24 protein-coding genes are annotated in these 24,644 nt (G+C 60.5%); 19 read left to right on the top strand and 5 right to left on the bottom strand.

Annotation, left to right across the window (positions count from 1 at the left end):
* From ACXHXG_RS10455 to ACXHXG_RS10475, 5 genes are all read left to right on the top strand, one after another.
* Nucleotides 1–933, top strand: coding sequence for a heme/hemin ABC transporter substrate-binding protein (locus ACXHXG_RS10455; RefSeq protein ID WP_457899230.1), 933 nt, complete (start codon nt 1–3; stop codon nt 931–933).
* Between the two features lie 19 nt (nt 934–952).
* A complete protein-coding gene (locus ACXHXG_RS10460) occupies nt 953–2,047 on the top strand; it encodes a FecCD family ABC transporter permease (protein ID WP_457899505.1) in 1,095 nt (364 codons plus the stop codon).
* A 7-nt stretch (nt 2,048–2,054) separates the two neighbouring features.
* Nucleotides 2,055–2,846: a heme ABC transporter ATP-binding protein gene (locus ACXHXG_RS10465; RefSeq protein ID WP_457899231.1), complete on the top strand. Its 792-nt coding sequence runs from the start codon at nt 2,055–2,057 to the stop codon at nt 2,844–2,846.
* Between the two features lie 177 nt (nt 2,847–3,023).
* Nucleotides 3,024–3,371 (top strand): DUF883 family protein, encoded by a 348-nt coding sequence (locus ACXHXG_RS10470; RefSeq protein ID WP_104823974.1) that lies wholly within the window; start codon nt 3,024–3,026, stop codon nt 3,369–3,371.
* Nucleotides 3,372–3,380: 9 nt separating this feature from the next.
* Nucleotides 3,381–3,785 carry a hypothetical protein gene (locus ACXHXG_RS10475; RefSeq protein WP_457899232.1) on the top strand — a complete coding sequence of 135 codons (405 nt, stop codon included), beginning with the start codon at nt 3,381–3,383 and terminating at the stop codon, nt 3,783–3,785.
* Between the two features lie 119 nt (nt 3,786–3,904).
* On the opposite strand, the gene ACXHXG_RS10480 is transcribed toward ACXHXG_RS10475, so the two are convergent.
* A complete protein-coding gene (locus ACXHXG_RS10480; protein ID WP_104823976.1) occupies nt 3,905–4,456 on the bottom strand; it encodes an RNA polymerase sigma factor in 552 nt (183 codons plus the stop codon).
* A gap of 12 nt (nt 4,457–4,468) precedes the next feature.
* The gene (locus ACXHXG_RS10485; RefSeq protein ID WP_028751877.1) at nt 4,469–4,675 is read right to left on the bottom strand and encodes a NepR family anti-sigma factor; all 207 of its coding nucleotides are present in this window, start codon (nt 4,673–4,675) and stop codon (nt 4,469–4,471) included.
* Nucleotides 4,676–4,931: 256 nt separating this feature from the next.
* On the opposite strand from ACXHXG_RS10485, the gene ACXHXG_RS10490 reads away from it, so the two are divergent.
* The 5 genes from ACXHXG_RS10490 (at nt 4,932) to ACXHXG_RS10510 (ending at nt 10,481) form a co-directional block, all read left to right on the top strand.
* Entirely contained in the window at nt 4,932–5,726 is a 795-nt protein-coding gene (locus ACXHXG_RS10490) for a response regulator (protein WP_104823977.1), read from the top strand.
* 195 nt (nt 5,727–5,921) lie between these two features.
* Nucleotides 5,922–6,905 (top strand): sensor histidine kinase, encoded by a 984-nt coding sequence (locus ACXHXG_RS10495; protein WP_457899233.1) that lies wholly within the window; start codon nt 5,922–5,924, stop codon nt 6,903–6,905.
* Nucleotides 6,906–7,401: 496 nt separating this feature from the next.
* The gene (locus ACXHXG_RS10500; protein WP_457899234.1) at nt 7,402–8,760 is read left to right on the top strand and encodes an NAD(P)-dependent oxidoreductase; all 1,359 of its coding nucleotides are present in this window, start codon (nt 7,402–7,404) and stop codon (nt 8,758–8,760) included.
* A 13-nt stretch (nt 8,761–8,773) separates the two neighbouring features.
* Nucleotides 8,774–10,087: an NAD-dependent dihydropyrimidine dehydrogenase subunit PreA gene (preA, locus tag ACXHXG_RS10505; protein ID WP_457899235.1), complete on the top strand. Its 1,314-nt coding sequence runs from the start codon at nt 8,774–8,776 to the stop codon at nt 10,085–10,087.
* Nucleotides 10,088–10,394: 307 nt separating this feature from the next.
* Entirely contained in the window at nt 10,395–10,481 is an 87-nt protein-coding gene (locus tag ACXHXG_RS10510) for an SEC-C metal-binding domain-containing protein (RefSeq protein WP_245276515.1), read from the top strand.
* 94 nt (nt 10,482–10,575) lie between these two features.
* Here the strand turns inward: ACXHXG_RS10510 and ACXHXG_RS10515 are convergent, their stop codons facing one another.
* The gene (locus tag ACXHXG_RS10515; protein ID WP_104823981.1) at nt 10,576–11,220 is read right to left on the bottom strand and encodes a TetR family transcriptional regulator C-terminal domain-containing protein; all 645 of its coding nucleotides are present in this window, start codon (nt 11,218–11,220) and stop codon (nt 10,576–10,578) included.
* Between the two features lie 299 nt (nt 11,221–11,519).
* On the opposite strand from ACXHXG_RS10515, the gene ACXHXG_RS10520 reads away from it, so the two are divergent.
* Both ACXHXG_RS10520 and hydA read left to right on the top strand, forming a co-directional pair.
* Entirely contained in the window at nt 11,520–12,773 is a 1,254-nt protein-coding gene (locus ACXHXG_RS10520) for a Zn-dependent hydrolase (protein ID WP_457899236.1), read from the top strand.
* A 49-nt stretch (nt 12,774–12,822) separates the two neighbouring features.
* Nucleotides 12,823–14,277, top strand: a complete 1,455-nt coding sequence (hydA, locus tag ACXHXG_RS10525; protein WP_283046990.1) for a dihydropyrimidinase — start codon at nt 12,823–12,825, stop codon at nt 14,275–14,277.
* Nucleotides 14,278–14,307: 30 nt separating this feature from the next.
* Here the strand turns inward: hydA and ACXHXG_RS10530 are convergent, their stop codons facing one another.
* Nucleotides 14,308–14,721, bottom strand: coding sequence for a cupin domain-containing protein (locus ACXHXG_RS10530; RefSeq protein WP_283046992.1), 414 nt, complete (start codon nt 14,719–14,721; stop codon nt 14,308–14,310).
* A gap of 124 nt (nt 14,722–14,845) precedes the next feature.
* Here ACXHXG_RS10530 and ACXHXG_RS10535 point away from each other — a divergent pair, with 124 nt between their 5' ends.
* The 7 genes from ACXHXG_RS10535 (at nt 14,846) to ACXHXG_RS10565 (ending at nt 23,959) form a co-directional block, all read left to right on the top strand.
* Entirely contained in the window at nt 14,846–15,637 is a 792-nt protein-coding gene (locus ACXHXG_RS10535) for an ABC transporter ATP-binding protein (RefSeq protein ID WP_457899237.1), read from the top strand.
* A 9-nt stretch (nt 15,638–15,646) separates the two neighbouring features.
* A complete protein-coding gene (locus tag ACXHXG_RS10540) occupies nt 15,647–15,982 on the top strand; it encodes a hypothetical protein (RefSeq protein WP_104823986.1) in 336 nt (111 codons plus the stop codon).
* Between the two features lie 2 nt (nt 15,983–15,984).
* Complete coding sequence (locus ACXHXG_RS10545; RefSeq protein WP_104823987.1) at nt 15,985–16,872, top strand: ABC transporter permease; 888 nt, start codon at nt 15,985–15,987, stop codon at nt 16,870–16,872.
* Complete coding sequence (locus ACXHXG_RS10550) at nt 16,869–18,002, top strand: ABC transporter permease (RefSeq protein WP_283046994.1); 1,134 nt, start codon at nt 16,869–16,871, stop codon at nt 18,000–18,002. Before ACXHXG_RS10545 ends, ACXHXG_RS10550 begins: the two co-directional genes overlap by 4 nt.
* Nucleotides 18,003–18,058: 56 nt before the next feature.
* Entirely contained in the window at nt 18,059–19,027 is a 969-nt protein-coding gene (locus ACXHXG_RS10555) for an ABC transporter substrate-binding protein (protein WP_104823989.1), read from the top strand.
* A 400-nt stretch (nt 19,028–19,427) separates the two neighbouring features.
* Nucleotides 19,428–20,618, top strand: coding sequence for an efflux RND transporter periplasmic adaptor subunit (locus tag ACXHXG_RS10560; protein WP_104823990.1), 1,191 nt, complete (start codon nt 19,428–19,430; stop codon nt 20,616–20,618).
* A gap of 14 nt (nt 20,619–20,632) precedes the next feature.
* A complete protein-coding gene (locus ACXHXG_RS10565; protein ID WP_260303092.1) occupies nt 20,633–23,959 on the top strand; it encodes an efflux RND transporter permease subunit in 3,327 nt (1,108 codons plus the stop codon).
* 39 nt (nt 23,960–23,998) lie between these two features.
* On the opposite strand, the gene ureG is transcribed toward ACXHXG_RS10565, so the two are convergent.
* Nucleotides 23,999–24,610 carry an urease accessory protein UreG gene (gene ureG / locus ACXHXG_RS10570; protein WP_104823992.1) on the bottom strand — a complete coding sequence of 204 codons (612 nt, stop codon included), beginning with the start codon at nt 24,608–24,610 and terminating at the stop codon, nt 23,999–24,001.
* Nucleotides 24,611–24,644 lie beyond the last annotated feature (34 nt).

Raw genomic sequence — 24,644 nt, forward strand, 5'->3', positions numbered from 1 at the left:
ATGACGATGTTGAAGAACCTCCAGCGCATCAAGCCGTGGGAAATCGCGCTGACGGCGCTAGTGATGGCTCTGCCGCTGGTCCCTGCAAGCCCGGTCAAGGGCAGCTATAGCCTAGTCGAGCGTGCCCATGCGGCGGAAGCGCCGAAGATCGACACGTCTCGCCTGGTCTCGATTGGCGGCGATGTCACCGAGATCGTCTACGCACTCGGCGAGGAAGGCAGGCTGATCGCCCGCGACTCCACCAGCATGTATCCGGAAGCGGCAGCCAAGCTGCCTGATGTCGGCTATATGCGAGCGCTGTCGCCAGAGGGCATCCTCGCCGTCAATCCGACTGCCATCATCGCGGTGGACGGCTCCGGCCCGCCGGAGGCTCTGACGGTGCTGCGCAATGCCAGCGTGCCCTTCGAAACCGTGCCGCAGACCTATGACCGCGACGGCATCTTGAAGAAGATCGACGTCGTCGGCTCGCTGCTCGGCGTGCCGGATAAGGCGAAGGCGCTCGAAGACAAGGTTGCCGCCGATCTCGACGCAGCGATTATAGACTCCGGGAAACGCCCTGAAGCCGAACGCAAGCGCGTGCTATTCATCCTGAGCAACCAGAACGGCAAAATCCTCGCTTCCGGCGGCGCCACTGCCGCCGACGGCATCATCAAGCTTGCCGGCGCCATCAATGCCGTCGACAGTTTTTCGGGCTACAAGCCGCTGACCGACGAAGCGATCATCGAGGCCAAGCCCGACGTGATCCTGATCATGGATCGCGAAGGTCCGCTGTCGATAAAAGAGGACGACCTCTTGAAGCAGCCGGCGATTTCGCTGACGCCCGCGGCGAGCCGCAAGGCGATCATCCGCATGGACGGCCTGCACCTGCTCGGCTTCGGGCCGCGTACCGCCAGCGCCGTGCGCGAGCTGAACGCCGCGATCTACGGAGGCTGAGGTGGCGCTCAACGAGGTCATGCCGGGGCTGAAGCGCATGTCGCACAGAAGGGACCGCCGTCATCACGAGGGCGACCGTACTGCGCTCTCCCTCTTCGTTTTGGCTGGCCTCGTGATCTCCGCCCTCCTTGCGTTCTCGTTTTCGATCACGACCGGCGCCTCCGATGCCTCGATCGTCGACGTCATCGGCAGCATGATAAGCGGCGGTGCGGACAGCGCATTGAGCAGCCGCGACCGTATCATCATCTTCGACATCCGCCTCCCCCGCGCCATTCTCGGATTCCTGATCGGTGGCGGGCTCGCAGTGTCGGGCGCGGTCATGCAGGGCCTGTTCCGCAATCCGCTGGCCGATCCCGGCCTGATCGGCATTTCGGCCGGTTCCAGTCTCGGCGCAGTGGGAATGATCGTCCTCGGCGGCGGCATCCTTGCCCCCGTCGCGCATCTCTTCAGCATCTTTTCCCTGCCGATCGCCGCTTTCATCGGCGGCCTCGTCACGACTGTGCTTCTCTACAGAGTCGCGACGCGGCACGGACAGACATCCATAGCAACCATGCTGCTGGCCGGCATTGCGCTTGGCGCGCTGGCGCTGGCGGCGACCGGCATGCTGATCTACATGGCCGATGATCGGCAATTGCGTGATCTCACCTTCTGGAGCATGGGGTCGCTTGCCGGTGCGACCTGGACCAAGATCGCCGCCGCCGGACCGATCATCGTCCTCTCCATGCTGCCACTGCCCTTCATGGCACGCGGTCTCAATGCACTGACGCTCGGCGAAGCGGCAGCCTTCCACATGGGAGTCGCCGTGCAGCGGCTAAAGAATATTGCTATCGTCAGCGTTGCGGCCGCAACCGGCGCCTCCGTCGCGGTCAGCGGCGGCATTGGCTTCGTCGGCATCATCGTGCCGCACATCCTGCGCATGGCGATCGGCCCGGATCATCGCTTTCTGCTGCCGGCCTCCGCCCTGCTCGGCGGCTCGCTGCTCATGATCGCCGACGTGGTGGCCCGCACCGTCGTCTCGCCTGCCGAACTGCCGATCGGCATTATCACCGCTGGTGTCGGCGGGCCTTTCTTCCTGTGGATGCTGCTTCGGCAGCGTTCGCGCCTCAGCCTGTGAGTTTTTGATGATCGACGTCTCTGACCTTTCCGTCCGGTTCTCCGGCAAGACAGTCGTGCAGGACGTTTGCTTTACCGCCGAAGCCGGCGCGCTGACGGCGATCTGCGGGCCGAACGGTTCGGGTAAGACGACGACCATGAAGGCGATTTCAGGGGAGCTTGCCTATCAAGGTTCGGTGCACCTCAACGCATCGGAGATCGGCAGCCTTCAAGCCTGGCAACTGGCGGAAATGCGCGGCGTGCTGCCGCAGGCGAGCACTATCTCTTTTCCCTTCACCGTTCGCGAAATCGTCCGCATGGGGCTGACGAGCGGCCGCAACAGCCGTCCCGAGCAAGCCGATCGCATCGCCGCGGAGGCGCTCTCCTCCGTCGATCTCGCCGGCTTCGAAGGGCGCTTCTATCAGGAGCTTTCCGGCGGCGAGCAACAGCGCGTCCAGCTCGCCAGGGTGCTATGCCAGATCTCCGAACCCATCGTCGACGGCAAGCCCTGCTGGCTGCTTCTCGATGAACCCGTCTCCAGCCTCGATATCAGCCATCAACTGACCATCATGACGCTCGCCCGGCAATTCTGTCAGCGCGGCGGCGGCGTCATCGCCGTCATGCATGATCTGAACCTCACGGCTCTCTTCGCCGACCAGATAGTCCTGCTCAAGAACGGACGGCTGCGAGCAGCAGGCCCCGCGGGGGACGTTCTGACCGACCAGCATTTGCAGGATGTCTTCGGCTGTGCGCTGAGGGTCAATCGCGTTCCCATCGACGGCGTCCCATTCGTTCTCGCCCACAGCGCACTGGCGCACTGACCTTCCTTTCGCCAAATCCGGAACTTTTCGTTGCATCGCCGCGTTGATGATCGGTGATCCAGATCAATGTTCTGCGCAATCAGCAGCAATATGTCTGGCAGCATTCGCTCATCGCAAAAGTCGGCGCAGCTTTGCGGCGCCAGGCCACAGACGCTAACGACGTAAGGGAGCAAGACCATGGCAACCATCCTCCATTCGGCGCGAGCTAAGCGTAATGGCGGCAGCCTACATGACCTCGAAGCCAGCATTGAGGAGCAGATCGAACATCTGCGCAACGAAATTGCCGCTTTCGCCAAGATCGTCGGTGAAAACAGCGCGATCCAGAGCAAGACGATGCGCGCGCGCGCCGAAACCGGGCTTGAGGATTTGACAGCTCGCGGCGAAGACCTGCTGCGTGAATTGCAGCACGGCTATGCGAAGGGTACGCGCGAAATGCGCAGGACCGTGCGCCAACACCCCATTGCCACCATCGGGGCTGCTGCAGCTTTCGGATTGGCGTTTGCCCTGCTTCTGTCGCGCCGTTAAGGAGCCGCAATGCTAGCTCCGTTACTCGGCCTGCTTCTCTCGGGCACATTGCATCGCACCGTTGCGCGCACGAAACGCAGCGGTGTTTTCATTGGCATCGCCGCTATCCTCTTTCTGACGGCCTATGCCTTTGCCCTCATAGCGGCCGCCATCTGGCTGGCAACCATTTACGGCGCAGCCGTTTCGGCGCTGCTGATTGCCGCCGGCGCCCTGGTGCTCGCCGTGATCGTTCTCGTCATCATGATGATCATCAACAAGCAGGAAGAACGCCGTGCCCGCGAACGCCGCGCCGCCTTGGAAACCATGGCCGTCGCAGCACTCGGCCTTGCAAAGTCGCAACCGCTGCTAACCGCCGCCATTGCGACCGCCCTGGTATTCGGCAACTTGATGGGCACAAAGAGGCGAGATGATTAGAGCGAGTTGATCGGCTCATGCTGCATCACAAGTCCGCACATCACGGCAAACAGGCGCGCTAAAGCCTCATGGCGCAACAGAATCCGTCCGCGCCAGCAGGCGAGGACAGATCGCATGATTTAGAAGGCAAATGCCTTGGAGGTCAAAGGCGCTGAGGTGGCGTCCGGGCCAAAGTCGGCTTCTCCGGAAATCTGCAGCAATTCCTGCAGGCGCTGCCGGGCGCGGTTGACCCGGCTCTTGATGGTGCCCACGGCGCAGCCGCAGATTTCGGCGGCTTCCTCATAGGAAAAACCGGACGCGCCAACGAGGATGATGGCTTCGCGCTGATCGGGCGGCAATTGATCCAGCGCCTTGCGGAAATCCTGGAGGTCGAGCGCACCGTACTGCGAGGGATGCGTTGCCATCGATTCCGTGAACAGGCCATCACTGTCCTGCACCTCGCGGCCGCTCTTGCGCATCTGGCTATAGAGTTCGTTGCGCAGGATGGTGAAGAGCCAGGCCTTCATATTCGTGCCCATCTCGAAATGGTCCTGCTTGGCCCAAGCCTTCATGATCGTGTCCTGCACGAGATCATCGGCACGGTCGTGGCGGCCGGTCAACGAGATGGCGAAGGCGCGTAAGCTCGGCAGAGCAGCCAGGAGTTCGCGCTTGAAGCTCGGTTGCGGTTCCATGACGCTTCCTCCTTAATCGGAGACTTTTGCGGAAGCCAAACGTTCGGCCTGATCCAGCTTCTCGAGCAGGTCGAGCAAGCGATCCGGGATAGCCTCATCCTGCACCGCGGCATAGAATGAGCGCAGCCGATTGCCGATTTGATTGTTAGGATCGAGGATATCGGCGGCACGCACGTCAGGCCGTTTACGGTCCGCGTCCTCTTGATTTTGGGTGGTCATTTAGCCTGCTCGCTTCCGCATTTCTTGCGTTCATGGATGCGGGGTGTACCTCTATGCACCCCAGTTTGGAAGGTCCTCACGTCCGCTTCGGCCCGAATCGGAGAAGTTGAACCTAGTGTTCGTCGGCAGGGGTAATGTACTTCTCCAAAAAAAGTTCCGGTGCCGAGGAACTTTTTTACTGAATTTGCGTTTGTTTGTCATTGCAGTCTTGGAGGCTGTGTTTCAATTAGGAATTAATAAAGGGCGGGAGCCATTGATGACACTTTCCACACGCATTGCGCCGCATCTTCCTTATTTGCGCCGCTACTCCCGTGCTCTGACCGGGACACAGACATCGGGTGACGCCTATGTCGCGGCGGTTTTGGAAGCGATCATTGCTGATCTTTCCATATTCCCGGACACGTCCAACGACCGCGTTGCACTCTATAAACTCTTCACTCAACTCTTCGGTTCCACGGCGATCCAGATTCCCGAGCCAACCTCTCCCTATGCTTGGGAACAGCGCGCCTCGGTCAATCTTGCCAAGGTTTCTCCGGTCGCCCGCCAGGCCTTCCTCCTCGCCTCCGTCGAAAACTTCCGTCTCGGCGAGATCGCCGACATTCTCGAGGTGACCGAGACCGAGGCCATGAATCTGCTGGACAAGGCATCCCAAGAGATTTCACGCCAAGTCGCCACCGACATCATGATCATCGAGGACGAACCGCTGATTGCGATGGATATCGAGCAGATGGTGGAAAGCCTCGGACATCGCGTCACCGGCATCGCCCGCACCCATGCGGAAGCGGTTGCCCTGCATAATGCCACCAATCCCAGCATGGTGCTCGCCGACATCCAACTTGCCGACGGCAGCTCAGGCATCGACGCCGTCAATGACATCCTCAAGACGTCGAGCATTCCGGTCATTTTCATTACCGCTTTCCCCGAGCGCTTGTTGACCGGCGAGCGGCCGGAGCCGACCTTCCTCGTAACCAAACCATTCAATCCCGATATGGTGAAAGCTCTGATCAGTCAGGCCCTTTTCTTTAATGAAACCACAAAGGTGGCCGCCTGACCCGAATCGACACTTTGTCGCGGAACAAAGAAAGCAACCGGACGTTCCGGGAGCTTAGGGACGCTTTACCGACTGTTATAGCGAGTGATTGTATAAACCGGATTGAGTTCTTCCGGCTGAGAATACCCTGTCGGCGGGGTTCTCGAAATTGGAGTGAAAGGCAAGCCGGTGAATACGACTGAACCATTATCCGGCATGCCTCTGAGTTTTGAAGGCAAGGCCGCTATGATGGAGCGGGCGCTCAATAGCGCCGGCGTCTCGATCCTCTTTCAGGATACAAGCCTCGCGATCCGCTATGCTGAAAACCTGCCCGACCACCTGAAACCGTCCCTCATCATCGGCGGCACGGACCGCCATCTCTTCGGCGACAAGGATGGTGAGCACCTCACTCAATTGAAACGCGGAGTGCTGGAAAGCGGCAAGCCCGTCAGCGCGGAAGTGGAGTTCGTGACCGGCGACGGCGTGCGCATCTACGAGCTGAAGATCGAACGCATCGGTGGCCGCAAGCCGCAGGGCCTGCTTTCCGTCATCACCGAGGTCACGGAGACCCGTCACCGCGAAAAGGTGCTGAAATCGCTGCTGCGCGAGCTGTCGCATCGCTCCAAGAACCTCCTGGCGATCATCCAGGGCATCGCGACGCAGACGGCGCGTCATACGCTGTCGCTCGACAATTTTCTGATCAAGTTCCGCGGCCGCCTGCAATCCCTGTCGAATTCACAGGATCTGATCACCGATTCGAGCTGGCGCGGCGCCTATCTGTTCGAACTTGCCGAAAAGCAATTCGCCCCCTACTGGCCCGATGCAGGAGTGCCGATGCCGATCTATGGCATCAACGCGCATCTCACGCCAAATGCGGCCGTCCATCTCGGTCTTGCCCTGCACGAGCTGATCGTCAATTCCGCCTCCCACGGCGCCATCTCCGCCGGCGCCACCAGCATCACGCTGAATTGCAAGGAGTCCGAACTCGACGGCAAGAAGGCGATCGAAGTAGCCTGGTCGGAGCGCTTCTATTTCCCCGCCGACCATGAGTTCGAGGACAACAGCTTCAGCCGCACCGTGCTGGAGCGGGTCGTGCCCACATCGATGAACGGGCGCGCCCAGTTCGCGATCGACGATGACAGCATCGGCTATCGCCTGACGATACCCGAAACCGAATACGAAATCCTGAAGCGCCGCTGACAATCCGAAACGAAGACTGCAAAAGAAAACAGCCAGCGCGAGGGCGGCGCACTGGCTGCTTTTCACTCATCGGGAGGGGACCGTGAGTAGATGCCCGGTGATGAGTTTTGGGGGCGTGCATCGGTTGATGCGATCATCACCAAGACACCTTCTTAACGACGGCGCCCAACCTTGGTTCCATCTTTCTAAAAAAATTTTGATTTTTTTCTCGCGCGTCCATCGCGAACTTCAAAAACGGGCGCCAACGAATGTTTATAGCCACGCTGGACTTGGAAGCGTCCGGCTTACCCTCCAGTCAGCCAGCAATCGATCCTCGAAAATAAACTAAAACATATGTTTAGCGGAGGCCCCTCCGCCGCCCGCTAGGCTAGGCGGCCATGACAGCTATCCCTGTGCTTGCAATGCCGGAACTCTCCAAAATTTTACCGTTTGATAAATTTTTTAACCTGAGTTACCGTTCATTCCACTGGCCGTTTACTATAATGAGGGAACTTCAATGGGACGACTGGAAACTGGGATTCATAAAGGCAGGCTGACGCCGGCCGAATATGATCAGAACTTTTCCGATCTGCATCCGCGCCTTGACCGTCACGAGGCATTGGTCGCTGCCGACCGCTGTTATTTCTGCTACGACGCGCCGTGCATGACGGCCTGTCCGACCTCCATCGACATTCCGCTGTTCATCCGGCAGATCTCGACCGGCAACCCCATCGGCTCGGCCAAGACGATCTTCGATCAGAACATTCTGGGCGGTATGTGCGCGCGGGTCTGTCCCACCGAACAGCTCTGCGAGCAGGCCTGCGTGCGCAATACTGCCGAAGAGCGCCCCGTCGAAATCGGCCGCCTGCAGCGCTATGCTACCGACACGGCAATGGCCGAGAACAAGCAGTTCTATGCGCGTGCCGCTTCGACCGGCAAGAAGATCGCCGTCGTCGGCGCCGGTCCGGCCGGCCTTGCCTGCGCCCACCGCCTGGCGGTGAATGGCCATGACGTCACCATCTTCGACGCCCGCGAAAAGGCCGGCGGCCTCAACGAATACGGCATCGCCACCTACAAGACGGTCGACGATTTCGCCCAGAAGGAAGTCGACTATGTTCTGTCGATCGGCGGCATCGAAGTGAAGCACGGCCAGGCGCTCGGCCGGGATTTCAGCCTTGCCGATCTTTCGTCGCAATATGACGCCGTCTTCCTCGGCCTCGGCCTCGCCGGCGTCAACGCGCTGCGTGCCGAAGGCGAAGATCTCGACGGCGTCGCCGATGCCGTCGCCTATATCGCCGATCTGCGTCAGTCCAAGGACAAGGCCGATATCGCCATCGGCCGCCGCGTCGTCGTCCTCGGCGGCGGCATGACCGCAATCGACGCTGCGGTGCAGGCAAAGCTGCTCGGCGCCGAAGAGGTGACGATCTGTTATCGCCGCGGCAAGGAACATATGAACGCCTCGGAATACGAGCAGGACCTTGCCGCTTCAAAGGGTGTCATCATCCGCCACTGGCTGGCGCCGAAGCGTATCCTCGACAAGGACGGCAAAGTCGCCGGCATCGAAGTCGAATATACGGAACTACGCGACGGCAAGTTGACCGGCACCGGCGATACTGGCGTCATCGCCGCCGATCAGATCTTCAAGGCGATCGGCCAGACCTTCGAGGCCTCCGGGCTCGGCGCATTGCGCATGGAATCCGGCCGCATTTCCATCGACGGCGAAGGCCGGACCTCGCTTGACGGCGTCTGGGCCGGCGGCGACTGCGTGCTCGGCGGCGACGACCTGACGGTCTCCGCCGTTGCACAGGGTCGCGACGCGGCCGAATCCATCAATCGTGCGCTCGCTGCCGCCAAGCCGGCCGCTGCAGTCGCCTGAAGGGAGAACCAAAATGGCTGATCTCCGCAATAATTTCATCGGCATCAAATCACCGAACCCGTTCTGGCTCGCCTCGGCGCCGCCGACCGATAAGGCCTACAACGTCGAACGCGCCTTCAAGGCGGGCTGGGGCGGCGTGGTCTGGAAGACGCTCGGCGAGGAAGGTCCGCCGGTCGTCAACGTCAACGGCCCACGCTATGGCGCGATCTGGGGCGCCGACCGCCGCCTGCTCGGTCTCAACAATATCGAGCTGATCACCGACCGCGACCTCTACACCAACCTGCGCGAGATGAAGCAGGTGAAGATGAACTGGCCGGACCGCGCCCTGATTGCCTCGATCATGGTGCCTTGCGAGGAGCAGGCCTGGAAGGCCATCCTGCCGCTGGTGGAAGAAACCGGTGCCGATGGCATCGAGCTCAATTTCGGCTGTCCGCACGGCATGTCCGAGCGCGGCATGGGCTCCGCGGTCGGACAGGTGCCGGAATATATCGAAATGGTCGTGCGCTGGTGCAAGCAATATACCCGCATGCCCGTCATCACCAAGCTGACGCCAAATATCACCGACATCCGCAAGCCCGCCCGCGCCGCCAAGGCCGGCGGTACGGACGCCGTGTCGCTGATCAACACGATCAACTCGATCGTCTCCGTCGATCTCGACAATTTCGCGCCGAACCCCACGGTCGGCGGCAAGGGCAGCCACGGCGGCTATTGCGGCCCGGCAGTCAAGCCGATCGCGCTCAACATGGTGGCCGAAATCGCCCGCGATCCCGAAACCTACGGCCTGCCGATCTCCGGCATCGGCGGCATCACCACCTGGCGTGACGCAGCCGAATTCCTGGCGCTCGGCGCCGGCAACGTGCAGGTCTGCACCGCCGCGATGACCTACGGCTTCAAGATCGTCCAGGAAATGATATCGGGCCTCTCCGACTGGATGGACGAAAAGGGTCACCGCAATCTGGACGACATCATCGGCCGCGCCGTGCCGAATGTTTCCGACTGGCAGTATCTCAACCTCAACTACATCGCCAAGGCAAAGATCGACCAGGACGCCTGCATCAAATGCGGCCGCTGCTACATCGCCTGCGAAGACACCTCGCACCAGGCGATCACCAACATGGTCGACGGCGTCAGGTACTTCGAGGTGATGGACGAGGAATGCGTCGGCTGCAATCTCTGCGTCAGCGTCTGTCCGGTCGAAAACTGCATCACCATGGAAGCCTTGCCGGCAGGCGCGCTCGACAAGCGCACCGGTAAGGTCGTCGACCCGAACTACGCCAACTGGACGACCCATCCGAACAATCCGATGGCTCGGCAGGCGGCGGAGTAACAGCGCCAAATATCGGCGGGAACAAAAAAGGGGCGGTCGCAGCTTGCTGCGGCCGTCTTTTTCATGGTCGCAATAGCCTTGCTCAGAAAATGTGTCTTGCGGCTCGCGGAAGCACGAAAATCGAGCTATAGGACGCGCGCTGCAGACAATCGCAGCAACAGCAACACAGAGGAGGCGGCCATGTCACGCAAATCCAGAATCCTCCATGACGTGAGCTTTTGAGGCCACGTCCAAACGACGCAAGTCATTCCCATCGGAAACTCGGGTAAAGACCGGCTCGCAATTCATCCATGGTGATGTCGAGCTGATCGAAAAACTCGGCCGTAACGATCCCTGCCCCTGCGGTTCCCGGAGGAGGTTTCAAGAGCTGCTGCCTGAAATCAGGCCGCTATGACGGCATCGAACGGGATTACTATTTTTAGAGAGCGGAGCTGAGCTCCATCAGCCCCCAAGTGCGGCGCAATCTTTTCGCGGGATTGCGCCGCCGCTTACGACCGCCGAATGCCGAGACCATCGACGAAGAGCTTCTCCAGATAGCGGGCCGCGTCCTCGAAACGCCCCTCGCCCGAATGTTCCTGCCCAAGCACTGCACGCACCTGCACGTCGAAATCCGCGTAATGCTGCGTCGTGGACCAGATGGAGAAGATCAGGTGATAGGGATCGCATTTGGCGATCTTTCCGGCCTTCGCCCAGGCGCGGATGACCTCGGCCTTTTCATCGACAAGGCTCTTCAGCGGACCTCGGAGTTCGTCCTCGACATGCGGCGCCCCCTGCAGCATCTCGTTCGCGAACAGGCGGCTTTCCCGCGGAAAATCGCGGGCCATCTCCAATTTGCGGCGGATATAGGAGCGGATCTCGCTTTCGGGATTGCCATTGGCGTTGAAGGCGCGCAGGGGCTCCAGCCAGGTAAACAGCACGCGGTCGATCAGCGCCCTATGCATGGCTTCCTTCGTGCGGAAATAATAAAGCAGATTGGGTTTCGACATGCCGGCGACTTCGGCGATTTGGTCGATGGTAGAGCCGCGAAAGCCGTGTACTGAAAATACGTCCAGCGCGGCTTCGAGTATCACTTCCTCTTTTTCTTCTTGGATGCGAGTGCGGCGTTGCGTCTTGGCGGCTCTGGGGATGGCCATGTCTGCTTTGTTTCTCCTTGAAATCCAAGCCCTTCGGCCAAGCCCTCATTCCCCTGCCCATGCCCTGATTTTGGGCAATTGCCTGTAATTTTGTCGGGAATTTTCGTGCTTTTCGTCTTGAGCGCCGCCACGGAAGTTGTAATGTTTACCAATCGGTCAAATTATCTGCCAGATGTCTTTTAAAGGCAACCGGCGATTTTCCGGGGCGACAAAAACAAGCAAGCGCACCGGAAGCGACCATCGGGAACAATTGGGCATGCGCCTTGCATGACCCGGGACAAACAGGTGAGGATTGCATCATGGTGGCAGCGCCAGGGGAAAACATGCGTATCAATGGCGATCGCCTTTGGGACGCACTGATGGACATGGCGAAGATCGGCCCCGGCATCGCCGGCGGCAACAATCGCCAGACGCTGACCGACGCCGACGCCGAAGGCCGCAGCCTTTTCAAGACGTGGTGCGACGAAGCCGGCTTGACGGTGGGCGTCGACAAGATGGGCACGATGTTCGCGACCCGCCCCGGCACGGATCCGGATGCGCTACCGGTCTACGTCGGCTCGCATCTCGACACGCAGCCGACCGGCGGCAAATATGATGGCGTGCTCGGCGTGCTCGGCGCGCTGGAAGTTGTTCGCACGATGAACGATCTCGGCATCAAGACCAAGCATCCGATCGTGGTCACCAACTGGGCCAATGAAGAAGGTGCGCGCTTCGCCCCCGCCATGCTCGCCTCCGGCGTCTTCGCCGGAGTGCATTCGCTGGACTACGCCTACGGCCGCAAGGACCCGGAGGGCAAAACCTACGGCGAGGAGCTGAAGCGCATCGGCTGGCTCGGCGAGGAAGAAGTCGGAAGCCGCAAGATGCATGCCTATTTCGAATACCACATCGAGCAGGGACCGATCCTTGAGGCCGAGGACAAGACCATCGGTGTCGTCACGCACTGTCAGGGACTGTGGTGGCTGGAATTCACGCTCACCGGCAAGGAAGCGCATACCGGCTCGACGCCGATGAACATGCGCGTCAATGCCGGGCTTGCCATGTCGCGGATCATCGAAATGGTGCAGGGCGTCGCGATGGACAGCCAGCCGGGTGCCGTCGGCGGCGTCGGCCAGGTTTTCTTCTCGCCGAATTCGCGCAACGTGCTGCCGGGCAAGGTCGTCTTCACCGTCGACATCCGCTCGCCCGACAAGGCGAAGCTCGACCGCATGCGCGCCAGGATCGAGGCTGAGGCGCCGGTTATCTGCGACGCCCTTGGCGTCGGCTGCTCGGTCGAAGCCATCGGTCATTTCGAGCCCGTGACCTTCGATCCGAAGCTCGTCACCGCCGTGCGCGATGCCGCGGAGAAGCTGGGCTACAGCCACATGAACCTCATCTCCGGCGCCGGTCACGACGCCTGCTGGGCCGCCAAGGTAGCGCCCGCCACCATGGTCATGTGCCCCTGCGTCGGCGGCCTGTCGCACAACGAGGCAGAGGAGATTTCCAAGGAATGGGCGACCGCGGGCGCGGATGTGCTGTTCCACGCGGTCTTGGAGACTGCGGAGATTGTGGCGTGACAGCCCTACTCGCGCAGCACCAGAATTTCACATATCGGGAGCAGACACCATGAGCACAGTCATCAAGGGTGGAACCATCGTCACGGCCGATTTGACCTATAAGGCCGACGTCAAGGTCGAAGGCGGCAAGATTGTCGAGATCGGGCAGAACCTGTCCGGCAATGAAGTGCTCGATGCTTCGGGCTGTTATGTCATGCCGGGCGGCATCGATCCGCATACGCATCTCGAAATGCCATTCATGGGCACCTATTCCTCCGACGATTTCGAGAGCGGTACGCGGGCTGCCCTTGCCGGCGGCACGACGATGGTGGTGGATTTCGCCCTGCCCTCGCCCGGCCAGTCGCTGCTCGAAGCGCTGACCATGTGGGACAACAAGTCGACGCGGGCAAACTGCGATTACTCCTTCCACATGGCGATTACCTGGTGGAGCGAGCAGGTCTTCAACGAGATGGAAGCCGTCGTCCGCGAGAAGGGCATCAACACGTTCAAGCACTTCATGGCCTATAAGGGCGCGCTGATGGTGGATGACGACGAGATGTTCTCCTCCTTCCAACGCTGCGCCGAACTTGGCGCCCTGCCGCTCGTTCACGCCGAGAACGGCGACGTGGTCGCGCAGATGCAGGCAAAACTTCTCGCCGAGGGCAATAACGGCCCGGAAGCGCATGCCTATTCCCGTCCGGCAGAGGTCGAAGGCGAAGCGACGAATCGCGCCATCATGATCGCCGACATGGCCGGCAGCCCGGTCTATATCGTTCACACCTCCTGCGAACAGGCGCACGAAGCCATCCGCCGCGCCCGTCAGAAGGGAATGCGCGTCTATGGCGAGCCGCTGATCCAGCACTTGACGCTTGATGAGAGCGAATATGCCAATGCCGATTGGGACCATGCCGCCCGCCGCGTCATGTCGCCGCCCTTCCGTAACAAGCAGCATCAGGACAGCCTCTGGGCCGGCCTCGCCTCCGGCTCGCTACAGGTGGTCGCCACCGACCATTGCGCTTTCACGACGGAACAGAAGCGTTTCGGCCTCGGCGATTTCACCAAGATCCCGAACGGCACCGGCGGCCTCGAAGACCGCATGCCGATGCTCTGGACCAATGGCGTCAACACCGGCCGCCTGACCATGAACGAGTTCGTGGCGGTGACGTCGACCAACATCGCCAAGATCCTCAACATCTATCCGAAGAAGGGCGCTATCCTCGTCGGTGCCGATGCCGACATCGTCGTCTGGGACCCGAAGCGTTCAAAGACTATCACCGCTAAGACGCAGCAATCGGCGATCGACTACAATGTCTTCGAAGGCAAGCAAGTGACGGGCCTGCCGCGTTATACGCTGACCCGCGGCGTGGTTGCCATCGAGGAAAGCACGGTCAAAACGCAGCAGGGCCATGGCGAGTTCGTCAAGCGCGAGCCTTTCACCGCCGTCAACCGCGCACTCTCGACCTGGAAAGACGTCACGGCGCCGCGCAAAGTTCAGCGCAGCGGCATTCCGGCAAGCGGAGTGTGACGCTTGGCGACGGCGTTCCGCTCCATCAGCTCACAACGGCACATACCGCTCCAGATCCGGCAGCAGGACGACACTTTCCTGCTCGTTCGGATCGGTGCGGGCGATGATGGCTGTCGCCGGCTGATCGCTGAGATTGGCGGGCAGATGCGGAACACCGGCCGGAATATAGAACATCTCGCCGGCGTGAACGACAACATGCTCTTCAAGCTCATCGCCGAACCAGCAATGCGTCTCGCCGGACAGCGCGTAGATCGCTGTCTCATGCGCAGCATGCAGATGCGCCTTGGCGCGTCCGCCCGGCGGGATCGTCAGGAGATGCATGCAGATGCCGGTCGAGCCCACTGTCTCGGCGGCGATCCCTTCGAAGTAGTTGAAGCCCTGTTTCCCGGCATAGGTACTGCCGGGCTGCACGATGCGGCAGGTGGGCTTCGATGAAACGCTCATGCCATTCCTCCATAAAATTCGATAGATCTTCGGCGTCCTTAGGTTCTAAAACCACCGCGATGCCACGTAGAATAACACGCAATCCGCCCCGACTGCGCGGCGAAAACATGACTGGTAGGTGTTAATGACGTCATCCGCTCCCTCCGTCGTCTCCGCGCGGAACCTCTGCCTCACCTACGAGACAAATGACGGGCCGGTGCATGCGCTGAGCAATGTCGATCTCGACGTGCGCAAGGGCGATTTCGTCTCCTTCATCGGCCCGTCCGGCTGTGGCAAGACCACGTTTCTGCGGGTCATCGCGGATCTCGAGCGCAAGACCTCCGGCGACATCACCGTCAATGGCATGACGCCGGAAGAGGCGCGCACCAACCGCGCCTACGGGTATGTCTTTCAGGCGCCCGCCCTTTATCCCTGGCGCACGATCGAAAAGAATATCGCTCTGCCGCTGGAAATCATGGGCTATCCCAGAAACGATCATGCCAAGCGCATCGCGCAGACGCTGGACCTGGTCAATCTCACCGGCTTCGCGCACAAATATCCCTGGCAGCTCTCCGGCGGCATGCAGCAGCGCGCCTCGATCGCCCGTGCGCTCGCCTTCGACGCCGACCTGCTGCTGATGGACGAGCCCTTCGGCGCCCTCGACGAAATCGTCCGCGACCACCTCAACGAGGAGCTGCTGAAGCTCTGGAAGCGAACGAACAAGACAATCTGTTTCGTGACGCACTCGATCCCGGAGGCGGTTTATCTCTCCACGAAGATCGTCGTCATGTCGCCCCGTCCCGGCCGCGTCACCGATGTCATCGACTCCACCCTTCCGATTGAACGCCCGCTGGACATTCGTGAAACCCCTGAATTCCTGGAGATCGCCCATCGTGTCCGCGAAGGGCTGAGGGCAGGACACAGCTATGGGGAATAGGATCACACAATGAACCCGCAATTCCTCCTCTGGCTCACCGGCGCCATGGCGATTTTCATCGGTGGCGCGACCGCTTCGCGGGCTTATATCGCCAACAACAACATATTGATCCTCATCCTGGCCCTCATTCTCTATTGTGTGGGCAATCTGATGATGGTCCGGCTAATGCGCGAGGGCGGACTGGGCCTGGCGATTTCCGCCTCCGCCATCGCCCAGCTCGTGGTCGTCAATATCGTTGCCTTCGTCGTCTTTGGCGAGCGGCTCAGCATGCCGCAGCTTGCCGGCGTTGGGCTCGGCATCGTCGCGATGGCGCTGATGCTGTTTCCGACGGAAAGAGGGGCGTGACCATGGAGAAGGAGCAATTCTTCAAGCACAAATTCGTGCCGGTTACGACCATCATACTGGCAATCATCCTGTTGTGGTACGCTTTTGCCGTTATTCTCAACACGCCCTTCCAGCGCGATCTCGACCGGCGCGCCAACGTCACCCCGACGACGATGGAATTCATCGGCAAAACGCTGTCACAACCGAAGCCGATCCTGCCGGCGCCGCATCAGGTGGCGCAAAATGTCTTTGAAAACACCTTCCTTCGCGCGCCGACAAGCAACCGCAGTCTCGTCTACAATGCCTGGGTGACATTGTCCTCCACTGCGGTCGGTTTCGCCTTCGGTACGTTTCTCGGTATTCTGATCGCCGTCGGTATCGTGCATGTCGTCGCGCTCGACCGCAGCCTGATGCCCTGGATCATCGCCTCGCAAACCGTGCCGATCCTCGCCATCGCGCCAATGGTCGTTGTTGTATTGGGTTCGATCGGCATTACCGGCCTTATTCCCAAGGCGCTGGTGTCGACCTACCTCTCCTTCTTCCCCGTCGCTGTCGGCATGGTGAAGGGATTGCGGTCGCCGGAGGTCATGCACCTCGATCTCATGCGCACCTACAATGCCAGTGCCGCGCAGACATTTTGGAAGCTGCGCGTGCCCGCCTCGGTCCCCTTCCTCTTCACCTCGATGAAAGTTGCAATCGCTGCGAGCCTCACCGGTACCATCGTTGGTGAACTGCCAACGGGCGCCGTCGCCGGCATCGGTGCCAAGCTGCTCGCAGGCTCCTACCAAAGCCTGACGATCGATATATGGGCGACGCTTGTCGCCGGCTCGATACTAGCGGCCGCGTTGATTGCCGTCGTCAGTATCGCAGCGCGTATCGTCGATCACGCCATGGGAGGTCGCGCGGCATGAAAAATCTTCATTTGTCGTGGCAAAGCACGCTCTCCCTTCTTCTTTGCCTTGCGGCACTCCCAGCTCTGCCGCTGCTTACCACCGATACCGCCACGCCCTTCAGTAGCGGGACCACTTTTGTCATTTTCATTCTCATTGGTGCCGCGGCCATTAGTTCCTTCATGAACCTGTCAGCAACGCTCTGCGCGGCGATCCTCTTCTTTGCCGCGCACGCAGCCGCCTGGCTGTTGCTGGCTGGAATGTCGGGCAACGAAGGCAACGCTCTTGCATCGTTTTTCTTCCTGCTGGCCGCGGCCTGGCTGCTCGCCTGGCGTTGCGTTTCCATCCTTTCTATCATCCAGTCTCCCTCGACTGCCGACGGCTATACGTTACGGTTGCTGATTCCCGTGATCTTCGGCGTGTGGATCATCGTCATCTGGGAAGCGGTGACACGCGGGGCCGGTATTCCTTTCATCCTCCTGCCGCCGCCAAGCGCCATCGGCGCGCGGATTGCCGGCTCCATGTCGATTCTCTGGACGGATGTTCAACAGACGATCTTCCGATCGGTTCTGATCGGCTACATCATCGGTTGCTCCAGCGGCTTTATCGTCGCCATCCTTGCCGATCGCTTCGCCTTCCTGCGTCGCGGCCTGCTGCCGATCGGCAATCTGGTCTCCGCTCTGCCAATCATCGGCGTCGCGCCGATCATGGTCATGTGGTTCGGCTTCGATTGGCAGTCGAAAGCGGCCGTCGTCGTCATCATGACCTTCTTCCCGATGCTGGTGAACACGGTTGCCGGCCTCGCCGCCGCCGGTCATATGGAGCGCGATCTCATGCGCACCTATGCATCGAACTATTGGCAGACGCTGTTCAAGCTTCGCCTGCCCGCCGCGGCTCCCTTTATTTTCAATGCGCTAAAGATCAACTCGACGTTGGCCCTTATCGGTGCCATCGTGGCAGAGTTCTTTGGTACACCCATGTCGGGCATGGGCTTTCGCATCTCCACCGAAAACGGTCGGTTGAACCTCGACATGGTCTGGGCCGAGATCGCGGTTGCCGCGGTTGCGGGTTCCGTCTTCTACGGTATCGTCGCCGTTCTCGAACGGATGACGACGTTCTGGCATCCGTCTATCCGTGGTGGAAAGACGTAGTTCAGGATCCTGCCAAGGGATCAGGGCATAACTTCAGAGGGAAAAGGACAAAAAATATGAAAAAACTGATGGTCGCATTGATGGCAAGCGCGATGGCGTTGGCCGCAGCGCAGGCGGCGATGGCTGCCGACAAGGTGACGCTCCAGTTGAAATGGGTGGCGCAGGGTCAGTTCGGCGGCTACTTCGTCGCCAAGGACAAGGGCTTCTACAAGGAGGAAGGCCTCGACGTTGACATCAAGCCGGGCGGCCCGGATATCGCGCCGGAGCAGGTGATCGCCGGCGGCGGCGCCGATGTCATCGTCGACTGGATGGGCGGCGCTCTGGTTGCCCGCGAAAAGGGCGTGCCGCTGATCAACATCGCCCAGCCCTACGACAAGTCCGGCCTTGAGCTGATCTGCCCGAAGGACGGTCCGGTGAAGACCGAAGCCGATTTCAAGGGCCATACGCTCGGCGTCTGGTTCTTCGGCAACGAATATCCCTTCTTCGCCTGGATGCACAAGATCGGCCTGAAAACCGACGGCGGCAAGGATGGCGTCACTGTCCTGAAGCAGAGCTTCGACGTTCAGCCGCTCGTCCAGAAGCAGGCCGACTGCATCTCGGTCATGACCTATAACGAATACTGGCAGGCGGTCGATGCCGGCTTCAAGCCGGAAGATCTGATCGTCTTCAACTATAGCAAGCTCGGCAACGACCTTCTGGAAGACGGCCTCTATGTCAACGAGACCAAGCTGAAGGACGCTAAGTTCAAGGCCAACATGGTCAAGTTCGTTCGTGCTTCGATGAAGGGCTGGAAATACGCCGTCGAACATCCGGATGAAGCCGCCGAAATCGTCATGGACAATGGCGGTCAGGACGAAAACCATCAGAAGCGCATGATGGGCGAAGTCGCCAAGCTGATCGGCAACGGCAAGCTCGACGAGAAACTCTACGACCGCACGGTCGCCGCCCTTCTCGACCAGAAGATCATCAGCAAGAAGCCGACCGGTGCTTATACGCATGAGATCACCGACGCCGCGCTGAAATAGGGCTGGCTTCAAAAAACGGGAGAAACGCGCGGGGCCTATGCCACGCGCGTTTTTTTCATTTTGTAACAGGGATGATAAAAGGCTGGCTTTGTCGCCGCATTTGCCTGAAAAGCCATGCGTCGATCAAGCATCTGAATGCAAATATCACGAGCGCGTGATTGATTCGCGATGCAACGCCCATTAGAATTACGCGCGCGCCAGAAATCATTTTCTCGTGATCTTGCAAGATTTGGAAATCGTTCCCACCTAATGGGGCAAATTGAGGATGAGGGACTTGCAGGCATGACAGACGGATATTGATCCGCCGGAAAGAGCCGGCCCGCACGCATTAATCCCCCGTGCTCGCGACGGAAAACAGCGAGATCCCTTTTACACGAAGTACCGAACTGGAATTGGACGCATGGCCTTTAAGCCGCATAGATTTCTGAGCACGACTGCGATGTTGCTTGTTCTCCTGACGGCGCCGGCGGCCTTTGCCGAAGAGCCCACCGTCACCACGCCGAAGCAGAACCTGCCTGCAATCGTCGTTACACAGGCTGTGACGCGCAAATTGACCGACAAGGTCGTCGCAACCGGCACGGTGAAAGCCGTGGACGAGGTCTATATCCAGCCGCAGGTGGACGGCCTGTCGATCCGTTCGCTCAATGCCGATGTCGGCGACAAGGTCGAGGCGAACAGCACGCTCGCCACGCTGAACGACGATGCGCTGGTCCTGCAGAAGAGCCAGATGGAAGCAACGAAGGCCAAGGGCGAAGCAACGCTCGCCCAACTTCGCGCGCAGCTCACCGAGGCCCATGCCAATGCCGAGGAGGCGGAATTGCAGCGCGTCCGCGCGGTCGCCATGGGTGCCAAGGGCACCGTCTCGACGTCCTCGGTCGAGCAGGCGAATGCGACGGCCGCCGCCAACAAGGCGCGCGTGGCCTCCGCCGAACAGGCGATCGCAGTTGCCGAAGCCGATCTCAAGGTCATCGACAGCCAGATCGCCGATACCGATCTGAAGCTCGCCCGCACGGGCGTCAAAACCCCGGTCGCCGGCACGGTCGCCTCGCGTAACGCCCGCATGGGAGCCATCGCCAACGGCAGTGGGGACCCGCTGTTTACCATCATCCGCGACAGCGATCTGGAGCTGGTGGTCGATGTCTCCGAAAGCGACATCACCAAAATTACCCTTGGCCAGAAGGCGTTGATTTCGCTTTCCGGCAGCCGCGAAAAACTCACCGGCTCCGTCCGCCTGGTAGCGCCGATCGTCGATGCCGTTACCCGCCTCGGCGCCGTCCACATCTCCATCGATGACGACGAAAAGGCGCGCGCGGGCATGTATGGCAGCGCCGAGATCATCATCCGCGAGACACAGGGCGTCTCCCTGCCGCTGACGGCGGTCAACAGCGACGAAAACGGCTCTTCTGCCCGCAAGGTAGAGAGTGGCGTCGTCAAATTCGTCAATGTCCAGACCGGCATTCAGGATGGCGCTTACGTCGAGATCGTCAAGGGCTTGAAGGATGGTGACGAAGTCGTCGCCAAAGCCGGCGCCTATGTCCGCGACGGTGATCACATCACGCCTGTCAAAGAAGCTCCGCAAGCATCCAACTGAACGAGAACGGCAAGATGAACTTTTCCGCCTGGTCCATCCGAAATCCGATCGCGTCGCTTCTGGCCTTTTTCCTGCTGATGGTGGTGGGCGCGCACGCCTTCTTCAATCTGCCGATCACCCGTTTTCCGAATATCGACGTGCCAGTCGTCAACGTGACCGTGACGCAGAGCGGTGCCTCGCCTGCCGAACTCGAAATGCAGGTGACGAAGGAAGTCGAAGACGCCGTCGCCAGCATTAACGGTATCGACGAGATCCAATCGACGGTGACCGACGGACAGTCGCAGACCGTGGTCATCTTCCGCCTGGAAGTGCCGACGCAGCAGGCCGTTCAGGATACCAAGGACGCGATCGACCGCATTCGCGGTAATCTGCCGTCGACCATCGACGAGCCGATTGTCTCCAAGGTGGATGTCGAAGGCCAGGCGATCCAGAGCTTTGCCGTTTCCTCGCCGAATATGTCGCTCGAAGAACTGTCCTGGTTTGTTGACGATACGGTCAAGCGCGCGCTGCAAGGTCAGACCGGTATCGGCCGCGTCGACCGCTATGGCGGCGCCGACCGCGAAGTGCGCATCGAACTCGATCCGAACAAGCTGAATGCCTATGGCATCACCGCGCTTTCGGTGAGCCAGCAGTTGCGCGGCACCAACATCGATCTCGGCTCCGGTCGCGGCCAGGTGGCCGGCAGCGAGCAGGCAATCCGCGTCCTTGGCGATGCCCGCGATGTCGCCCAGCTCGCCGACACCACCATAGCCTTGACCAACGGCCGTTTCGTCAAGCTCTCCGATCTCGGCGTCATCAAGGATACCTATCAGGAGCCGAAGTCCTTCTCGCGCTTCAACAGCGCGCCCGTCGTGACCTTCGGCGTGTTCCGCGCCAAGGGTGCCAGCGAAGTATCCGTCGCCAAGACCGTGGACGACACCCTGACCAAGGTGCGTGCCGAAAATCCGAATGTCTCGATCGAGATGATCGACGACGCGGTCTATTACACCTACGGCAACTACGAAGCGGCGATGCACACGCTGCTCGAAGGCGCGTTGCTGGCGGTCATCGTCGTCTTCCTGTTCCTCAAGAATTGGCGAGCGACGCTGATTTCGGCCGTTGCCCTGCCGCTTTCGGCGATCCCCACCTTCTGGGTCATGAACCAGATCGGCTTCTCGCTGAACCTGGTCAGCTTCCTGGCGCTGACGCTGGCGACCGGTATTCTCGTCGACGACGCCATCGTCGAGATCGAGAACATTGCCCGCCATATCAAGATGGGCAAGACGCCCTATCGCGCTGCGATCGACGCCGCTGATGAAATCGGCCTCGCGGTCATTGCGACGACCTTTACCATCATCGCCGTCTTCGTGCCCGTCTCCTTCATGCCGGGCATTCCCGGCCAATATTTCATCCAGTTCGGCCTGACGGTCGCCTTCTCGGTATTCTTCTCGCTGCTGGTCGCGCGCCTCATCACGCCGATGATGGCCGCCTATTTCATGCGCGCCGAAGATGCCGTCGAGGACCATCACGACAATGACGGCCGGTTCATGCGCGGCTATAGCTGGCTGGTTCGGATAACGACCAAGAGATGGTATACGCGCTATCCGACATTGCTTGCGGCCTTTGCATTCTCCGTTGCCTCCGTCTTCGCTCTGATCATGTTCGTGCCCGGCAGCTTCATCCCGCCGGATGATTCCTCCCGCATCGTGCTGTCGGCCGAACTGCCGCCGAATGCCCGGCTCGACGACACAGAGCAGGCAACCAACGAGATTTACAGGCGCGTCAAGGATATCGATGGCGTCGAGAATGTGTTCGTCCTTGGCGGCGCCTCGCCGAAGGGCGATCTGGAGCTGCGCCGCGCCACGGTAACGCTGACGCTCGGCAAGCTCGACCAATCGCTCGTCAAGAAGCTGGTCAACGATGTGGCGGGTTCGCTGCCCGTGATCGGCCCCTACCTGCCGAAGGTTGCCGTCCATGGGCGCGTGAAGCCGCAGTGGGAGGTCGAGAAGGAAGTCTTCGCCAAGCTGCGCTCGATCCCCGACGTCCGCATCACCAAGCTTAATGACCGCGGCGACCGTGACCTGACCTACAACTTCCTCTCCCGCAACGAGAAGGATCTGAACGAAGCGGTCGGCATCCTCGAAGCCAAGTTGCGCACCGATCCGGCGCTTGCCAATGTCAGCGCCGACGGCGCCCTGCCCCGGCCGGAGCTGCAAGTCTATCCGCGCAAGGACGAGGCTGCCCGTCTTGGCATTACGCCGCAGATGATTTCCGACACGGTGCGCGTTGCGACCATCGGCGATATCGACGCGTCGCTTGCCAAGATTTCGCTCGATGACCGCCAGATCCCCATCCGCGTGCAGGCTGCAATCGGCATGCGCCGCGATCTTGCCGCGATCCGGGCATTGCGCATCAAGACCGCCACCGGCGCGTCTGTGCCGATGTCGAGCGTGGCCGATATCGACTATTCGGAAGGCCTCTCTTCGATCAAGCGCAACAACCGCTATCGCGTCGTCGCGATCGGCGCCGACCTGCCGCAGGGCGTGGCGCTAGACACGGCTTCAAGCCATTTCCTCGCCACCGTCAACAGCGCCAAGATCCCGGCCAGCGTCCATCTGGCCGAAAGCGGTGACACCAAGGTCCAGAAGGAAATGCAGCAGAGCTTCGGCAACGCCATGCTGCTCGGCCTTCTGCTCGTTCTGACCGTGCTGGTGCTGCTGTTCAAGGACGTGATCCAGCCTTTCACCATCCTGCTGTCGCTGCCTCTGGCGATCGGTGGCGTGGCGCTGGCGCTGATCGTGACCGGCAATGCTCTCTCCATGCCCGTCATGATCGGCATCCTGATGCTGATGGGCATCGTCACCAAGAACGCCATTCTGCTCGTCGATTTCGCCATCGAAATGATGCACCATGGCATGCCGCGACTGGAGGCCGTGGTCGAGGCCGGCCGCAAGCGCGCACGGCCGATCATCATGACCTCGATCGCCATGTCCGCCGGCATGTTGCCGTCGGCGCTCGGCGTCGGCGAAGGCGGCACGTTCCGCGCGCCGATGGCGATCGCGGTGATCGGCGGCATCATCGTCTCGACCGTCCTCAGCCTGGTGGTCGTGCCGTCCTTCTTCCTGATCATGGACGACCTGTCGCGCCTGCTTGCCTGGCTTTTCGGCCGCCTCGTCGGCAAGAAGGATGTGAACGACGAGGTTCTGACCAAGGAAAAACTGGCAGCAGCCGTCGACGAAAACCGCAAGTCGCTCACAGCGTTGGAAGAACGTTTCGACGCCATGGAAAACAAAGACGTCCCACAGCGCGGTGCGTCCGCCAAGACGAATATCCTGAAGCTGCCACCGTTCGCCGCCGAATAGAGCGGCAAATCGGGAAACGGAAGACAATGGCGGGGCGGCTTACAGGCCGCCCTGTTCCTTTAGGAAGTCGACGATCGTTCCGACGCCATCGCCGCGTTTCATATCGGAGAACACGAAGGGACGGGCCTGGCGCATGCGGGTCGCATCGCGGTCCATGACGTCGAGATTGACGTCGACGAAGGGCGCAAGGTCCTTCTTGTTGATGACGAGAAGATCGGATTTGGTAATGCCGGGACCGCCCTTGCGCGGAATTTCCTCGCCCTGGCAAACCGAGATCACATAAATGGTGATATCGGCGAGATCCGGCGAAAAGGTCGCCGCCAGATTATCGCCGCCGGATTCGATGAAGACGACGTCGAGATCGGGAAGCCGCTCGTTGAGGCCGGCGATGGCCTGCAGGTTGATCGTCGCGTCTTCGCGAATGGCGGTGTGCGGGCAACCGCCGGTTTCGACGCCGACGATCCGATCCGAGGTCAGCGCCTGCATGCGCACCAGGGCCTCGGCATCCTCCGTCGTGTAGATATCGTTGGTCACCACTGCGACGGAATAATCGTCGCGCATTGCCTTACAAAGCTTTTCGGTCAGCGCCGTCTTGCCCGAGCCGACAGGCCCGCCAATGCCGACGCGCAAGGGTCCATTTCTCGATTTCATGCTCGAAACTCCGATAAAAACATAGAATAGCGAG

It is taken from the genome of Rhizobium sp. LEGMi-198b (assembly GCF_054114205.1).

Coding starts and splice junctions, on each gene's coding strand:
- ACXHXG_RS10455 (WP_457899230.1), top strand. CDS start 1: ATGACGATGTTGAAGAACCTCCAGCGCATCAAGCCGTGGGAAATCGCG.
- ACXHXG_RS10460 (WP_457899505.1), top strand. CDS start 953: ATGCCGGGGCTGAAGCGCATGTCGCACAGAAGGGACCGCCGTCATCAC.
- ACXHXG_RS10465 (WP_457899231.1), top strand. CDS start 2,055: ATGATCGACGTCTCTGACCTTTCCGTCCGGTTCTCCGGCAAGACAGTC.
- ACXHXG_RS10470 (WP_104823974.1), top strand. CDS start 3,024: ATGGCAACCATCCTCCATTCGGCGCGAGCTAAGCGTAATGGCGGCAGC.
- ACXHXG_RS10475 (WP_457899232.1), top strand. CDS start 3,381: ATGCTAGCTCCGTTACTCGGCCTGCTTCTCTCGGGCACATTGCATCGC.
- ACXHXG_RS10480 (WP_104823976.1), bottom strand. CDS start 4,456: ATGGAACCGCAACCGAGCTTCAAGCGCGAACTCCTGGCTGCTCTGCCG.
- ACXHXG_RS10485 (WP_028751877.1), bottom strand. CDS start 4,675: ATGACCACCCAAAATCAAGAGGACGCGGACCGTAAACGGCCTGACGTG.
- ACXHXG_RS10490 (WP_104823977.1), top strand. CDS start 4,932: ATGACACTTTCCACACGCATTGCGCCGCATCTTCCTTATTTGCGCCGC.
- ACXHXG_RS10495 (WP_457899233.1), top strand. CDS start 5,922: ATGCCTCTGAGTTTTGAAGGCAAGGCCGCTATGATGGAGCGGGCGCTC.
- ACXHXG_RS10500 (WP_457899234.1), top strand. CDS start 7,402: ATGGGACGACTGGAAACTGGGATTCATAAAGGCAGGCTGACGCCGGCC.
- preA (WP_457899235.1), top strand. CDS start 8,774: ATGGCTGATCTCCGCAATAATTTCATCGGCATCAAATCACCGAACCCG.
- ACXHXG_RS10515 (WP_104823981.1), bottom strand. CDS start 11,220: ATGGCCATCCCCAGAGCCGCCAAGACGCAACGCCGCACTCGCATCCAA.
- ACXHXG_RS10520 (WP_457899236.1), top strand. CDS start 11,520: ATGGTGGCAGCGCCAGGGGAAAACATGCGTATCAATGGCGATCGCCTT.
- hydA (WP_283046990.1), top strand. CDS start 12,823: ATGAGCACAGTCATCAAGGGTGGAACCATCGTCACGGCCGATTTGACC.
- ACXHXG_RS10530 (WP_283046992.1), bottom strand. CDS start 14,721: ATGAGCGTTTCATCGAAGCCCACCTGCCGCATCGTGCAGCCCGGCAGT.
- ACXHXG_RS10535 (WP_457899237.1), top strand. CDS start 14,846: ATGACGTCATCCGCTCCCTCCGTCGTCTCCGCGCGGAACCTCTGCCTC.
- ACXHXG_RS10540 (WP_104823986.1), top strand. CDS start 15,647: ATGAACCCGCAATTCCTCCTCTGGCTCACCGGCGCCATGGCGATTTTC.
- ACXHXG_RS10545 (WP_104823987.1), top strand. CDS start 15,985: ATGGAGAAGGAGCAATTCTTCAAGCACAAATTCGTGCCGGTTACGACC.
- ACXHXG_RS10550 (WP_283046994.1), top strand. CDS start 16,869: ATGAAAAATCTTCATTTGTCGTGGCAAAGCACGCTCTCCCTTCTTCTT.
- ACXHXG_RS10555 (WP_104823989.1), top strand. CDS start 18,059: ATGAAAAAACTGATGGTCGCATTGATGGCAAGCGCGATGGCGTTGGCC.
- ACXHXG_RS10560 (WP_104823990.1), top strand. CDS start 19,428: ATGGCCTTTAAGCCGCATAGATTTCTGAGCACGACTGCGATGTTGCTT.
- ACXHXG_RS10565 (WP_260303092.1), top strand. CDS start 20,633: ATGAACTTTTCCGCCTGGTCCATCCGAAATCCGATCGCGTCGCTTCTG.
- ureG (WP_104823992.1), bottom strand. CDS start 24,610: ATGAAATCGAGAAATGGACCCTTGCGCGTCGGCATTGGCGGGCCTGTC.